Below are 15,030 nucleotides of genomic sequence, written 5' to 3'. Positions count from 1 at the left end.
TTTTGCGAACCATGACGCCGGACCTTCTCTCAAGCCTTTCGCTCTCGACGCCAGAGCTGATCCTCGCCATCGGCGCCTTGGCGCTGTTGATGCTCGGCGCCTATTCGCGCGCCAACACCACCGTCACGGTGAGCGGGCTTGCCGTCGCCGTGCTGGTGATCGCCGGCGCCTGGCTGGTCTTTTCGCCGGGACAGGGCAACGCCTATGGCGAAGCCTTCATCGAGGATCCGTTCGCCCGCTTCATGAAGGTGCTGGCGCTGGTCGGCTCGGCGGTGACGCTGGTCATGTCGGTCCGCTTTGCCCAGGCGGAGCGTTTCGACAAGTTCGAATATCCGGTGCTGATCCTGCTCTGCACGCTCGGCATGATGCTGATGATCTCGGCCAACGGCATGATCGGGCTCTATCTCGGCCTCGAGCTGCAATCGCTGGCGATCTACGTGCTGGCGGCGATCAACCGGGACAATCTGCGCTCGACCGAGGCCGGGCTGAAGTATTTCGTCCTTGGCGCGCTGTCGTCGGGCATGCTGCTTTACGGTATCTCGCTGGTCTACGGCTACACCGGCAACACCGGCTTCCAGGAGATCGCCGCGGCGCTGAGCGGCGGTGAGCGCCAGCTTGGGCTCGTCTTCGGCCTGGTTTTCGTGCTGGCCGGCCTTGCCTTCAAGATCTCGGCGGTGCCGTTCCATATGTGGACGCCCGACGTCTATGAAGGCGCGCCGACGCCGGTGACGGCTTTTCTGGCGGCGGCACCGAAGATGGCGGCGATGGCGCTGATGGTGCGCGTCACCATGGGCGCCTTCAAGCCGATCGCCGCCGACTGGCAACAGATCATCGTCTTCATCTCGATCGCCTCGATGGCGCTTGGTGCCTTCGCGGCCATCGGCCAGACCAACATCAAACGGCTGATGGCCTATTCCTCCATCGGTCATATGGGTTATGCGCTGGTCGGCCTTGCCGCCAACAGCCAGGACGGCGTGCGCGGCGTCGCCATCTACATGCTGATCTATCTGGTGATGACGCTCGGCACCTTCGCCTTCATCCTCGCCATGCGGCGCAAGGAGGGCAATGTCGAGCAGATCAGCGATCTCGCCGGCCTGTCGGCGACCAATCCGATCATGGCGACGATCCTCACCATCCTGATGTTCTCGCTGGCCGGCATCCCGCCGCTCGCCGGCTTCTGGGGGAAATGGTACGTGTTCCTCGCCGCCATCAATGCCAACCTCTACGCGCTGGCGATCATCGGCGTGCTCGCCTCTGTGGTGGGCGCCTACTATTATCTGCGTATCATCAAGATCATGTGGTTCGACGAACCGGTCGGCGGCTTCGTGCCGATGGCGTCCGAACTGCGCGTCGTGCTCGGTGTCTGTGGCGCCTTCGTGCTGTTCTACGTGCTGATCGGCGGCCCGATCGGAACCTACGCCGCTGCCGCGGCCAAGACCTTCTTCTGACGGAATGACGTTCAGGCTGGCCCCAACCGCGGCTTCGGACGGGTTCCGGCTCGAGGCGCACGACACGGTCGGCTCCACCAACGCGCTGGCGCTGGAGCACGCACGGGCCGGCGATCCGGGCAAACTCTGGGTCGTCTCCAAAAAGCAGGAAGCCGGGCGTGGCCGCCGTGGCCGCGCCTGGGCGACGCCCGAGGGTAATCTGGCAGCGACGCTGCTGGTGATCACCAACACCGAGCTTCGGCTTGCCGCGACGCTCGGCTTCGTTGCCGGACTGGCGCTGGCCGACGCGCTCGACGCCGTCGTGCCGAAGGGCAGGATCGCGATCGGCCTCGATGGGGCCAGCCAAGGCAAGAACCGTTTCGAACTGAAATGGCCGAACGATGTGCTTGCCTCGGGCGCCAAGCTCGCCGGCATCCTGCTGGAATCGGCGATGCTGGATGGTGGCCGTTCGGCGGTGGCTGTCGGTATCGGCGTCAACGTGGTGGCATACCCTGAGGATTTGCCTTATCCAGCGACGTCGCTCAGCGCGCTGGGGTCTGCTTGCGATGCCGAGACGCTGTTTCTGGCGCTGTCGGATGCCTGGAGCGAGAATGCGCGGCTGTGGAACGAAGGGCGTGGGCTTGCGGCCGTCAGGCGGCGGTGGCTGGCGCGTGCGGCGGGGCTTGGCGGGCAGGTTGCTGTCAGAATTGACGGTAATGTGGTGCGCGGCACCTTCGAGACCATTGACGAGGACTGCCGTTTCGTGATCCGCGACGATCAAGGTTCGGTTCTGACGATCGCTGCCGGCGACGTGCATTTCGGCGCGGTTGCCTCGGCCGGCGTTTGACCGGCCAATACGTTTGACTGGCCAGGTATTTGACCAGCTTGAATTTGACCGGCCGACAATTTTGACCGGCCCACAATTTTGACCGGCAAGGAAGGAAAGACCATGGCGACAGCGGAAAACGCCGAACTTGTCTTCGTGCCGCTCGGCGGTGTCGGCGAGATCGGTATGAACTTCGCCCTCTACGGCTATGGGCCGGCCAATGCGCGCGAATGGATCGTGGTCGACGTCGGCGTCACTTTTCCCGATGCAACCCTGCCCGGCGTCGACCTGGTTCTGCCCGACACGCGTTTCATCGAGGAGAATGTCGCCAATCTGCGCGGCATCGTCATCACCCATGCGCATGAGGACCATTACGGCGCGCTCCACGACATCTGGCCGAAGCTCAAGGCGCCGGTGTGGATGACGCCGTTCAGCGCCGGCCTGCTGGAAGCCAAGCGGCAGGGCGAGCAAGGGGCGCCGAAGATCCCGGTGACGATCTACCGGGCCGGCGAGAAATTCACCGTCGGCCCGTTCGAGATCGAGGCCATCCCTGTTGCGCACTCCATTCCCGAACCGATGTCGCTGGCGATCACGACGCCGGCCGGCGTCGTCATCCATACCGGCGACTGGAAGATCGATCCGGCGCCGACGGTCGGGCCGATGACCGACGAGGCGCGCTTCCGAGCCTATGGCGACAAGGGCGTGCTGGCGCTGGTCTGCGATTCCACCAATGCGATGCGGGAAGGGGAATCGCCGTCCGAAGTGGCGGTGGGCGAGGGCCTCAAGAGCGTCATCCAGAACGCCAAGGGCCGGGTCGCCGTCACCAGCTTCTCCTCCAATGTCGGGCGTATCGTCTCCATCGCCAAGGCGGCGCGGGATGCCGGCCGCCAGTGCCTGGTGATTGGCCGCTCGATGAAGCGCGTCATCGATGTGGCTGATGAACTCGGCTATATGGACGGGTTGCCGGAATTCATCGCCGAGGAGGATTACGGCTTCATCCCGCGCGAAAACCTCGTCATCATCTGCACCGGCAGCCAGGGCGAGCCGCTTGCCGCACTTGCCAAGCTGTCGCGCGACGAGATGAAGTCGGTGGCGCTGACGGCCGGCGACACGGTGGTGTTTTCCTCGCGCACCATTCCCGGCAACGAGAAGGCGATCCTCGAAATCAAGAACCGCCTGATCGATCTCGGCATCAAGATCATCGAGGACGGCGATGCGCTGGTGCATGTCTCCGGCCATCCACGCCGCAGCGAATTGCGCAAGATGTATGAATGGGTGCGGCCGCAGATCGGCGTTCCCGTGCATGGCGAAGCGGCGCATCTGGTGGCGCAGGGCTCGCTGATGTCGACGGCCGGCGTCGGCCAGGTCGCGCAGGTGCGCGACGGCGACATGCTCAGGCTGTATCCGGGTGCCGCCGCGATCATCGACCAGGTGCCGTTCGGCCGCATCTACAAGGATGGAAGGCTGATCGGCACCGACCAGGCGATGGGCATTCGCGACCGCCGCAAGCTGTCCTTTGCCGGCCATGTCGCCGTCAATGTCGTGCTCGACGACAAATACGAGCTTGCCGGCGATCCCGATCTCGTCGCCATCGGCGTCGCCGAGGCCGACGGCAGCGGCGAGAGCCTGGAAGACCTGATGATCGATGCGGCAATCGGCGCCGTGGACTCCATCCCCCGCCAGCGCCGAAAAGACCTCGACCTGGTCCAGGAGGCGGTGCGGCGCGCGGTGCGCGGCGCGGCCAACGAAGCCTGGGGCAAGAAGCCGCTGGTGACGGTGTTCGTCACGAGGTGACGAACAAGGGAGTAGGGGAGCAGGGCAGTAAGGGAGTAGGGAAGTAGGAGGTAGGAGCGCAAACAGATGCACTTCTAGATCCTTTTTTCCCTACTCCCCTACTGCCTTACTCCCCTACTCCCCTAACCCGGGAGTACGCTATGCTCGGACGCCTCAACCATGTCGCGCTTGCGGTGCCGGATCTGGCCGCGGCTGCGGCGGTCTATCGCGATACGCTTGGCGCGCGCGTGACCGCGCCGCAGGCGCTGCCGGAGCATGGCGTTACGGTGGTGTTCGTCGACGTCGGCAACACCAGGATCGAGTTGCTCGAGCCGCTCGGCGAAGTCTCGCCGATCGCCGCATTCCTCGCGAAGAATCCGTCCGGCGGCATGCACCATGTCTGCTATGAGGTGGACGACATTGTTGCGGCGCGCGACCGTCTCAAGGCCAGCGGCGCGCGCGTGCTGGGCGACGGCAATGCGAAGATCGGCGCACATGGCAAGCCGGTATTGTTTCTGCACCCCAAGGATTTCTTCGGCACACTGGTCGAACTGGAGCAAGCATGAGTTGGGTTTCGTTTGTCGCCCTGTTCTTCGCCACATGGTGGGTGGTGTTGTTCGCCGTCCTGCCGTTCAGCATGCGGACGCAGGACGAGGATCGGGACGTGACGCTTGGCACGGTTCCGAGCGCACCGCGCGGACCGCACATGCTGCGCGCGGCGCTGCGCACGACGATCGTCACGCTGGTCCTCATGGGTATCTTCTACGGCATCACGAGAGGGCTTGGCCTCGGTATCGACGACATCCCGCACATCGTGCCGGATTTCAACCAGAGCCCAGCGCATTAGCCGGCTACCTACCGTGTCCGACTATCCCAGCCTAGCCGAGGCTCTGAAATCAAGCCGAGCCAGCAAGGTCAGCCCAAAGTAAAGGCCGGGGCGGGTTTGGGCTGACGCAACGTCATGTAGTTTGGTAATCTGTCGTGCTAACCAAATGATTGCACAAAAAAAATGCAAGGCGCGAGGCCTTGCAATTTAAACGCGTCCGATCTGTTTCCGGTGTCCGGCGGCAGCGAGTTACCGCGCCTAGATCGCATCCTCCCAAGACTTTGACCGCGTAGGAGGGCAGATTTTTCTCCGCCCTCTCGGTTATGGGGGCACACTAGCCTAAGGCGGGTGAATATGTCACGAAGAATTTTGCCCGGAAACAGGCAATCTCGTGCTGCAGTGCACAATAGTACGGCAGGCGTTGCTTGCGAAACGCCCAGCAAGCCGTGTGCGGCAATTGCGGCGTCTATGCAGCGCCTGGGCCGGGTTTCCATTCCGCCATGAAATGGCTATGAAGCCGGGGCAAGCAAGCCAGCGCTGCGCCGATTCCGGCGCCGCCATCCTCTCTCACGGACCAGTCCATGCGTTTGTCGCGCTATTTCCTGCCCATTCTCAAAGAAAATCCGCGCGAGGCCGAGATCGTCTCGCATCGGCTGATGCTGCGCGCCGGCATGATCCGCCAGCAGGGGCAGGGCAGCTTTTCCTGGCTGCCGCTCGGCAAGCGGGTGCTGGACAAGGTCTGCCGGATCATTCGCGAGGAGCAGAATCGCGCCGGCGCACTCGAAATCCTGATGCCGACCATCCAATCGGCCGAGCTGTGGCGCGAAAGCGGCCGCTATGAAGACTACGGCAAGGAGATGCTGCGCATCAAGGACCGGCAAGACCGCGATATGCTCTACGGGCCGACCAACGAGGAGATGGTCACCGAGATCTTCCGCTCCTATGTCAAGTCCTACAAGGACCTGCCGCTCAACCTCTATCACATCCAGTGGAAGTTTCGCGACGAGGTGCGCCCGCGCTTCGGCGTCATGCGTTCGCGCGAGTTCCTGATGAAGGACGCCTATTCCTTCGACCTCGATTATGAAGGCGCCAAGGCCGCCTATAACCGCATGTTCGTGTCCTATCTCAGGACGTTTACGCGCATGGGGCTGCAGGCCATTCCGATGCGCGCCGACACTGGGCCGATCGGCGGCGACCTCAGCCATGAGTTCATCATCCTGGCCGACACCGGCGAGAGCCAGGTGTTTTGCCATCGCGACTATCTCTCGCTTGAGGTGCCGGGGGCGGATACCGACTTTTCGAACGACGCCGAGATCGCCGAGATCGTCAAGACGTGGACGACGCCCTATGCCGCCACCGACGAGATGCATGACGAGGCGGCATGGGAGAAGGTGCCGACCGGCGACCGGGTCTCGGCGCGCGGCATCGAGGTTGGGCATATCTTCCATTTCGGCGACAAATATTCCAAGCCGATGGGCGCCAAGGTGACCGGGCCGGACGGCAAGGATCATTTCGTTTCTGGCGGTTCCTACGGCATCGGCCCGTCCAGGCTGGTCGCGGCGATCATCGAGGCCAGCCATGACGATAACGGCATCATCTGGCCGGAGGCGGTGGCACCGTTCGATGTCGGCTTGATCAACATGAAGGCTGGCGATGCCGAATGCGACCGCGTCTGCGGCGAGCTGAATGCCGCCTTTGCCGCCGCCGGCAAGGAGGTGCTCTACGACGACACCGACCAGCGGCCGGGCGGCAAGTTCGCCACCGCCGACCTGATCGGGCTGCCGTGGCAGGTGATCGTCGGGCCGCGTGGTGTCGCCGCCGGCGAGGTCGAAATCAAGAACCGCAGGACCGGCGAACGCGAGACGCTGCCGATCGCGGACGTGAAGCAGCGCTTCGGTGCCGCGGCATGAACGAAGCGGCGGCAGCAAGACCATCGGGCGCCGGGCCTTTTTCCGGCTTCGAGCGCTTGGTGGCGTGGCGCTACCTGCGCTCGCGCCGCAAGGAGACGGTGATTTCGGTGATCGCCTCGATCTCTTTCCTCGGCATCATGCTGGGCGTTGCCACGCTGATCGTCGTCATGGCGGTCATGAACGGCTTTCGCGCCGAACTGCTGACGCGCATCCTTGGCGTCAACGGGCACCTGATCGTGCAGCCGCTCGACATGCCGCTGGAGGACTATGACCAGGTCGCCGGCCGCATCAACGGCGTGCCCGGCGTTAAATACGCCATTCCGCTGATCGACGGGCAGGTACTGGCGCAAGGCAATGTCGGCGGCGGCACCGGCGCGCTGGTGCGCGGTATACGCGGCGAGGATCTCGGCAAGATCACGATCGTCGCCAACAACATCAAGGCGGGCTCGATCGTCGGCTTCGACACCGGCGAGGGCGTCGCCATCGGCAGCCGCATGGCCGAGAATCTCGGCCTTGTGCTCGGCGATACGATCACGCTGATCTCGCCCGAGGGCGACGTCACGCCGCTCGGCACGACGCCGCGCATGAAAGGCTATCCGATAACCGCGATCTTCGAGGTCGGCATGTCGGAATATGACAGCTCCATCGTCTACATGCCGTTTTCGGAAGCGCAGCTTTATTTCAACATGGACGGCAGGGCGCAGACGATCGAGATCTACGCCGACAATCCCGACAATATCGACGCGCTGAAGCCGAAGGTCGAAGAGGCGGCGCAACGGCCGATCACCCTCGTCGATTGGCGGGAGCGTAACAAGACGTTCTTCGACGCGCTGCAGGTCGAGCGCAACGTCATGTTCATGATCCTGACGCTGATCGTGCTGGTGGCGGCGCTCAACATCATTTCCGGCCTGATCATGCTGGTGAAGGACAAGGGCCACGACATCGCCATCCTGCGCACCATGGGCGCCACGCGTGGCGCCATCCTGCGTATCTTCCTGATGACCGGGGCTGCGATCGGCGTTGTCGGCACCATCGCCGGCGTGCTGCTCGGCATCGTGATCTGCCTCAACGTCGAGCGCATCCGCCAGTTCTTCTCCTGGCTGGCCAACGAGCGGCTGTTCAATCCCGAGCTTTATTTCCTAAGCCAGCTGCCGGCCCGCATGGATGCCAGCGAGACGATCTCGGTCGTTCTCATGGCTTTGGCGCTGTCGTTCCTGGCGACACTGTTTCCGGCATGGCGCGCGGCCAGGCTCGATCCGGTCGAAGCGCTGAGGTACGAATGATGGCCGAGGCCATTATCGAGCTGAAGAGCGTCGAGCGGCACTATGTGCAGGGGCCGCGCAAGCTGACCATCCTGAACGGCGCCGATTTTTCGCTGAAGCGTGGCGAGATGGTGGCGCTTGTGGCGCCGTCGGGCACCGGCAAGTCGACGCTGCTCCACACCGCCGGGCTGCTGGAGCGACCGGACGCCGGCGACGTGATCCTGGCGGGGCGCGCCTGCGGCCGGCTTTCCGACGACGAACGCACGGCGATCCGCCGCAACGACGTCGGCTTCGTCTACCAGTTCCATCATTTGTTGCCTGAGTTTTCTGCGCTGGAAAACATCATGATGCCGCAGCTGATAAAAGGGCTGCCGCGCAAGGAGGCGGCCGAGCGGGCGGCGCAATTGCTCGACTATATGCAGATCGGCAAGCGGGCACAGCATCGCCCCTCCGAGCTCTCCGGCGGCGAGCAGCAGCGGGTGGCCATTGCGCGTGCCGTCGCCAATACGCCGCTGGTGCTCTTGGCCGACGAGCCGACCGGCAATCTCGACCCGGTGACCGCTTCCTATGTGTTCGAGGCGCTGGCAGCACTGGTCCGGCAATCGGGCCTGGCGGCGCTCATCGCCACCCACAATCACGAGCTCGCCTCGCGCATGGACCGCCGCGTGACGCTGGCCGACGGCAAGGTTGTGCCGCTTTAGGGTGCGCTGCAATTGGGGCGATGACGGCCTGCGAGCTGCCGTGCGCCGTCCCGCCGCTTTCGTGCGCCTGTCGGCCCCGAAACGCTCGGCATCTCCCTCTCAACCCTTTCTTAACCCTGTCGAAATGACCGAGCGCAATTCCGGTGACGCCCGGACTGCGATCGTTGACATTCGAACAAAATTAGAACAAAATACGAACATACTAACAACAGGAGAGAGTTATGACCGATCTTGTTCAGGATGTCGTCTCGCTGGTGTGCATGAGCACGTTCCTCATTTCCATGGCAATCTGGATCGGCGCGATGTGAGGATTGAGCTCAAGGGCGGGCTCGATGCTGATGAGCGAGGGCCGCCTTCGCATATTGGCGCAGGCATTGGGCGAGTGTTTCAGCCGGCCTTGCGGGACACTTCGACAGGCGACACCGCGGCGGGCCCGAACACGTCTTCGAAAGCGGATTTCAGCGCCAGGTCGAGGTCGGCCATGGTCACGGGAAGGCCGAGGTCGACAAGGCTGGTGACGCCGTGGTCCTGGACGCCGCACGGCACGATGCCGCTGAAATGGCCAAGGTCCGGCTCGACATTGATGGCGATGCCGTGAAAGCTCACCCAGCGCCTGAGCCTGATGCCGATGGCGGCGATCTTGTCCTCGGCCGCCGAGCCGTCGGGCAAAGCGGGGCGGTCCGGCCGAACCACCCAGACGCCGACGCGGTCCTCGCGGCGTTCGCCGCGTACGTTGAAGGCGGCCAACGAGCCGATGATCCATTGTTCGAGTGCGGCGACGAAGGCGCGGACATCCTCGCGCCGCCGCTTCAGGTCGAGCATGACGTAGGCGACGCGCTGGCCCGGCCCATGATAGGTGTATTCGCCGCCACGCCCGGCGGCAAAGACCGGGAAACGGTCCGGCTCGATCAGGTCCTCGATGCGGGCGCTGGTGCCGGCGGTGTAGAGCGGCGGGTGCTCGACCAGCCAGACCATCTCGCCGGCGGCGCCGCTGCGGATTGCCTCGGCGCGCGCCTCCATCACGGCGAGCGCATCGGGATAGGCGGTGAGCCCGGGCTCGATGCGCCATTCGACCGGCGCCGAGCCGGGCAAGGGCAGGAACGACGTGGCGATCTGGCTGCGTTCTGTCATGATATCTCGTCTCGCCACTCATATGGCGGCAATCGGTACAAACGTCCAGTTCCGGCACGTTCGGCCCTTGAACAGTTATGCCGATGTCCGGCCGATTATTGCTGGCCGCGCACTTGTTTCACCGGAAACGATTTGCTACACGCCGCGGGCCGGTTGGTTCCGGCTCCTACCACGTGCGGTCGTGGCGGAATTGGTAGACGCGCAGCGTTGAGGTCGCTGTGGGGCAACCCGTGGAAGTTCGAGTCTTCTCGACCGCACCATCAAATTCGTGAACTTGGCCCTCTAAGCCATTGAAACTCCAGTCCGGCAGAGCACCCGTTGATGAGGGCGCTTGGCGTTCTTGCCGAAATGCGATACAATCTGGGATACAAACTGAGATACATTGCGAGTTTGGCCCATGCGAAAAGAGGCCGTCGCAGAGCCCGCCAGAGACCCGGATCGCTACCTCGTCCAGCGCGACGGAATTTTCTATTATCATCGGCGAATGCCCGCCAAGATGGTCGGCATCGACGATCGCGGCAGGTTCATTCGCAAGTCCCTGGGAACGGACGAACGCCGCCTCGCACGTGCCATGCGCGACAAGCTCGAAGACGCGGACAAGACCCTGTGGGCGGTGCTTCTTTGCGGCGGCGAGACAAGGTCAGCACTCGATCAGTATCGCGACGCCGTTCGCCGGGCTGAAGCCATGGGCGTTTCCTACCTTTCAAATGGACAGGTGGCAGGCTTTCAGAATGTCGATTCAATTTTAAAGCGTGTCGAGGCGCTGGAGCGCGTTCAAGCGGCCCCCGCGGTCGCCGACGCTCTCCTCGGCGGGGTGCAGGTGCCGCCGGTCAAAGTCTCCAAAGCTTTTGATCTCTACGCCGATGAGATCATGGCCCATGAAGTCGCGGGTAAGAGCCAGTCGCAGCGCCGAATGTGGAAGAAGGTAAAGCAGAGAGCCGTAAACAATTTCGTTGCCCTGATTGGTGACAAGCCGATCGGCGACGTCACGCGTGAAGACGGACTGACCTTCTACCGGTTCTGGCTCAAGCGCATCGCGCCGCCGCCAGACATCGGAGCCGCGACACATTCGGCGTCTGCCGGCAATCGAGACCTCGGCAACATGCGGGATCTCTACAGGCGTTATTTCGCTCATTTGGGCGAGGAACAAAAAGGCACCCCATTCGATGACCTCCGCTTTTCGGAGCGTGGCAAGCGCCGTCGTAAACGGCCGTCATTCGAACCCAAATGGATAACCGATCAGATCATGAGGCCGGGCGCTTTAGCATCCCTGGATGCTCAAGCGCGTCGCTGCGTTCTGGCGCTGATCGAGACAGGCACACGCCCAAGCGAGATATGCAATCTTGATGAGACCGTGATCTTCCTTGACACGCCGGTTCCGTATATTCGCATTACCCTACGAGAGGACGCCGATGATCCGCGCGAGATCAAGACCGAATGGTCAGTGCGAGATGTACCGCTGGTAGGCGTCGCGCTGGAAGTTTTTAAGAAAAATCCGCAGGGCTTTCCGCGCTACCGCAATCGTGAAGAGGCGCTTTCTGCAAACCTCAATAAATTCTTTAAAACACACAAACTTTTCCCGACACCGAAGCACAAGATTTATTCCCTCCGGCACAGTTTCGAGGATCGTATGAAGGAGGCAGGTATCGACAGCGAGCTTCGCAAAATCTTGATGGGCCATACGATAGAGCGTGTAGAGTATGGTACGGGCGGATCGTTGCAATGGCGACGAGACGAACTCAAAAAAATTGCTTTGCCTTTCGATCCCGAGATCGTTTGAGCCGTTCCTGGACGCGCAGCATTGCGCCCGTCTCTGCAATCAATTTCTTCTTCTCCCGTTCAAGACGCTCGTAAATCGGGAGATACGCTCGTCCTTTGTTGCCAGCCTTGTGGATAGCTAGGGCGAGCGTATCCAGAGCGCGGTCAATTCTGTCTAAGGTCACGGGCTCAGGAACAGTGCTTACCTGTGGCAGAACACAGGTCATTGTCTGTCCCGTCTGTTTCCTGTTCGGCGATGACACAGACGAGATAATGGCAGCAGGCGCAGGTGAGAAAAGCGGTTTGCCTCCCGCATCGTGCAGCGGCGATACTTCGACGTAGAAATCGGAAAACACGCTTGCGGCAACTCTGCACTGTCAGATGCAGCTAGCCACATCCGGCCACATGAATTGCTGAGCGGACTCAGACGGGTCGATGCCCTTGAACCGGACACGAGACCGAATCGATCCGCAGGCTGTCGGCGGGCCGGAATGCCTCATCCGATCCGACCAAACCGATCGGAGGACGCAGGCAATGCCGGATTTGGTGGGCTATAATTACCTGAGGAGAGGCAATCAGCTGATCCGGATCAGTGCGTGGGAGCGCGAGTATCTCGGGAGGTCGCTTATGATTACCTTATCATTAGCATTCCTCGATATTGCGGCACCTTTGGGGTGAGTTTGACAAGCTTCACACGGGCGATCGCTTGGCAGGAAATCGGTTATGAGATTCGTGTCGGTTCAATGATGGGCGGGACCAACTGCGCCGAAAGCGAACAAATTCGAATACTTAATGTAAAGTCTTGGGTCATGCTGTCCGAATGCAGTACCGTGCGGGCGATCAGCCAACGATTGGCGAAATTTTGAACAGGCTACCATTACCGATGGCCTAGACACCGTTTTCGTCCTTCGTTGCCGCAAGAAAGGTATCGCCAACCGCCGGATCAATCCGATCAGCCTGTGGCAACGCGCAACGGCTCCAATGCTCAGCGTTTCGGGGGGCTGAAGAGGTTGATGACTGCCGCACCCGGAGCAGTTCGACGTATTTCCTTATTTCGCTTGGCCCGCTGAAATGCAGCCGCATCTTTAGAAGGAACGAACCGTCTGGCAGGACGGCGCAAGCAATTGAAGGCAACGCCGTCGAGTGGATGGAGAAAGTCAGCGACAAACGATACCGCCGCTGAACGTTACCGGTCCGCAGCGTCTCGCAATTGGCTGCCAACTCACCCCAGCCAATACCTCGGCCCCGGCCCCTTGCGTCCTGCCATATCGGTAGGGTTTGCAAGGCTACACCGGTCGATCGACAGGCAGCCGCAACCGATGCACTCGGTAAGCCCCGACCTCAGGCGCTGCAACTCGGCGATGCGCTGGTCGATGCGCTTGGTCCACTGGCCCGACAACCGCGACCAATCCCGACGCGACGGCACGCGATCGGCTGGCAACTTGGCGAGCTCGGCGCCGATCTCCTCGAGCGTCAGCCCAATTCGCTGCGCGAAGACGATGAAGGCGATCCGGCGCAGCACGGATCGCGGATAGCGTCTGTGTCCCGAGCCGGCCCGCTCGGACGCGATCAGCCCGCGCTCCTCGTAGAAGCGCAGGGCCGATGAGGCGACGCCGCTACGCCGCGACACGTCGGCGATGGTCAGCATGGAATCCATGCATGAACGAAAGCACGATTCCCGCTTGACTTCAAGTTAACTTGAACTTGTAGAAGGCGCCATAAAGCTTGAAGGAGCACCGGCAATGCAGTCGAATATTGATCTTCAGGGACTTCGCGTGGCGGTTACGGGCGGCACCTCCGGGCTCGGAATGGCGCTTGTGCGGCAGCTGACCGCGCAGGGTGCGTGCGTGGCCTTCGTCGCTCGCACCGCCGCGAATGTCGAACGCATCGCTGACGCGACGGGCGCGCACGGCATTGTCGGCGACGTCGGCAAGAAGGAGGACACCTACTCGATCGCGCTACAGGTAACTGCGAGCCTCGGCGGGCTCGACGTCCTGATCAACAATGCCTCGAGCCTCGGCCCTGTCCCTCTGGCGCTCCTCGCCGATACTGAGTGCGAGGAACTGGAAGTGGCGCTCGCGGTCAACCTGGTCGGCGCGTTCCGGCTGACGAAGGCCCTGTTCGGTGCACTTGCCGCGTCCGCACGCGGGGGCCGTGGCGCGCTGGTGATCAACATCTCCAGCGATGCGGCGGTGAACGCCTATCCCGGCTGGGGCGCCTACGGCACGAGCAAGGCTGCTCTTGCTCATCTGACGGCGATTTGGGACGAGGAGGCGAAGGCTGACGGCATACGGCTCTTCGCGCTAGACCCCGGTGATATGGACACCCCATTGCACGCGCTGGCGCTTCCTGACGCCGATCCGTCTACATTGAAACGCCCCGAGCTGTCCGCTGCCGAGATCATCGAAAAGATGCTCGACGCGTTGCAGGTCCGTGCTACGCTTCACGCCGGGGTAAATACATGATTGCCGCCGACCGTCCCGACCGGCGCGCTGCCAGGCTGTTGGTCCTCGAGGCGGACGGCACGACGCGCGACCTGCCGCGCGCTGGAATCAAGACGCTATTCGGTCCCGGCGATCTGGTCGTCGCCAATGACGCCGCGACCTTGCCTGCCAGCTTGCACGGCACGCATGTCCCGAGCGACGAGGCGATCGAGATCCGCCTGGCAGGCTGGCAGTCGTTTCCCGATCCAACCCGTTTCTTGGCGATTGCCTTCGGTGCAGGCGATCACGGCACGCGCACTGAAGACCGGCCGCCTCCGCCTCCGCTGTCACCAGGCGATCGACTCCGGCTCGGCCCGCTTAACGCCGTCGTAGAGCGCCTTCTCGACCATCCTCGCCTTCTTGAGCTGCGTTTGCCAGGCAACCGCGCAGCGGTGCTTGCAGCACTGGCGCAGCACGGCCGACCGATCCAATACGCGCATGTTCGTGAGCCGTTGGCACTGTGGGATGTCTGGACGAATATTGCCGCCGAGCCGGCCGCGTTCGAGGCGCCATCGGCAGGCTTCGCGCTCGACTGGCGTACGCTCCAGGTCTGGCGTCGGCGCGACGTTGGCTTCGCAACGCTCACGCATGCCGCCGGCGTTTCTTCCACCGGCGATCCCGCACTCGATTCGCGTCTTCCCTTCGACGAGCCCTACCGCATCCCTGGGCGCACCGCGGCGCAGGTCGCGCGGGCGAAGCTCCGCGGCAGCCGCATCATTGCGATCGGCACGAGCGTAGTGCGCGCACTTGAGGCAGCCGCCAATCCCGGCGGCAATGTGCGTGCCGGAAATGGCATTGCGACAGGGCGCATCGCGCGGGGCACGCGGCTTCGCGTGGTCGATGCGATTCTCACAGGCGTCCACCAGCCCGGCGAAAGCCATTTCGAGCTCCTGCGCGCCTTTGCCGACGATGCTCTGCTCGCCAAGGCCTCCG

General features: G+C 62.8%; 13 protein-coding genes and 1 tRNA gene. 12 read left to right on the top strand and 2 right to left on the bottom strand.

Features of this window, described 5'->3' with window-relative positions:
• Positions 1 to 11 precede the first annotated feature (11 nt).
• The 8 genes from nuoN to NKI59_RS14730 all read left to right on the top strand — a co-directional run bounded on the left by nuoN (position 12) and on the right by NKI59_RS14730 (position 8,725).
• Positions 12 to 1,448 carry an NADH-quinone oxidoreductase subunit NuoN gene (gene nuoN, locus NKI59_RS14765; protein WP_352705028.1) on the top strand — a complete coding sequence of 479 codons (1,437 nt, stop codon included), beginning with the start codon at positions 12 to 14 and terminating at the stop codon, positions 1,446 to 1,448.
• A 4-nt stretch (positions 1,449 to 1,452) separates the two neighbouring features.
• The gene (locus tag NKI59_RS14760) at positions 1,453 to 2,274 is read left to right on the top strand and encodes a biotin--[acetyl-CoA-carboxylase] ligase (RefSeq protein WP_352705026.1); all 822 of its coding nucleotides are present in this window, start codon (positions 1,453 to 1,455) and stop codon (positions 2,272 to 2,274) included.
• 102 nt (positions 2,275 to 2,376) lie between these two features.
• Entirely contained in the window at positions 2,377 to 4,047 is a 1,671-nt protein-coding gene (locus NKI59_RS14755; protein ID WP_352705024.1) for a ribonuclease J, read from the top strand.
• Between the two features lie 140 nt (positions 4,048 to 4,187).
• On the top strand, positions 4,188 to 4,592 hold the full coding sequence (mce, locus tag NKI59_RS14750) for a methylmalonyl-CoA epimerase (protein ID WP_352705022.1): 405 nt from the start codon (positions 4,188 to 4,190) through the stop codon (positions 4,590 to 4,592).
• A complete protein-coding gene (locus NKI59_RS14745; RefSeq protein WP_023676613.1) occupies positions 4,589 to 4,873 on the top strand; it encodes a DUF1467 family protein in 285 nt (94 codons plus the stop codon). Before mce ends, NKI59_RS14745 begins: the two co-directional genes overlap by 4 nt.
• A gap of 560 nt (positions 4,874 to 5,433) precedes the next feature.
• Positions 5,434 to 6,762, top strand: a complete 1,329-nt coding sequence (gene proS, locus NKI59_RS14740) for a proline--tRNA ligase (RefSeq protein ID WP_352705020.1) — start codon at positions 5,434 to 5,436, stop codon at positions 6,760 to 6,762.
• The gene (locus NKI59_RS14735; RefSeq protein ID WP_352705018.1) at positions 6,759 to 8,045 is read left to right on the top strand and encodes a lipoprotein-releasing ABC transporter permease subunit; all 1,287 of its coding nucleotides are present in this window, start codon (positions 6,759 to 6,761) and stop codon (positions 8,043 to 8,045) included. Before proS ends, NKI59_RS14735 begins: the two co-directional genes overlap by 4 nt.
• Positions 8,042 to 8,725 (top strand): ABC transporter ATP-binding protein, encoded by a 684-nt coding sequence (locus tag NKI59_RS14730; RefSeq protein ID WP_352705016.1) that lies wholly within the window; start codon positions 8,042 to 8,044, stop codon positions 8,723 to 8,725. The genes NKI59_RS14735 and NKI59_RS14730 overlap by 4 nt, the downstream gene beginning before the upstream one ends.
• A gap of 387 nt (positions 8,726 to 9,112) precedes the next feature.
• On the opposite strand, the gene lipB is transcribed toward NKI59_RS14730, so the two are convergent.
• Entirely contained in the window at positions 9,113 to 9,856 is a 744-nt protein-coding gene (gene lipB / locus NKI59_RS14725) for a lipoyl(octanoyl) transferase LipB (RefSeq protein WP_352705014.1), read from the bottom strand.
• Between the two features lie 175 nt (positions 9,857 to 10,031).
• On the opposite strand from lipB, the gene NKI59_RS14720 reads away from it, so the two are divergent.
• Positions 10,032 to 10,116, top strand: a tRNA-Leu gene (locus tag NKI59_RS14720).
• Between the two features lie 137 nt (positions 10,117 to 10,253).
• Entirely contained in the window at positions 10,254 to 11,636 is a 1,383-nt protein-coding gene (locus tag NKI59_RS14715) for a DUF6538 domain-containing protein (protein ID WP_352705012.1), read from the top strand.
• A 1,200-nt stretch (positions 11,637 to 12,836) separates the two neighbouring features.
• Here the strand turns inward: NKI59_RS14715 and soxR are convergent.
• Positions 12,837 to 13,271, bottom strand: a complete 435-nt coding sequence (gene soxR / locus NKI59_RS14710; RefSeq protein WP_352617470.1) for a redox-sensitive transcriptional activator SoxR — start codon at positions 13,269 to 13,271, stop codon at positions 12,837 to 12,839.
• 85 nt (positions 13,272 to 13,356) lie between these two features.
• On the opposite strand from soxR, the gene NKI59_RS14705 reads away from it, so the two are divergent.
• Together NKI59_RS14705 and NKI59_RS14700 are read left to right on the top strand one after the other, a co-directional pair.
• Positions 13,357 to 14,079: an SDR family NAD(P)-dependent oxidoreductase gene (locus NKI59_RS14705; protein ID WP_352705010.1), complete on the top strand. Its 723-nt coding sequence runs from the start codon at positions 13,357 to 13,359 to the stop codon at positions 14,077 to 14,079.
• Positions 14,076 to 15,030 (top strand): S-adenosylmethionine:tRNA ribosyltransferase-isomerase (locus NKI59_RS14700; protein WP_352705008.1); only part of this gene is annotated, 955 nt, incomplete at its 3' end. The genes NKI59_RS14705 and NKI59_RS14700, both read left to right, overlap by 4 nt.

The sequence above is a fragment of the Mesorhizobium sp. M0598 genome (assembly GCF_040320865.1).
Lineage (GTDB): Bacteria > Pseudomonadota > Alphaproteobacteria > Rhizobiales > Rhizobiaceae > Mesorhizobium.
This window is presented reverse-complemented; position numbering and strand designations above follow the sequence as displayed.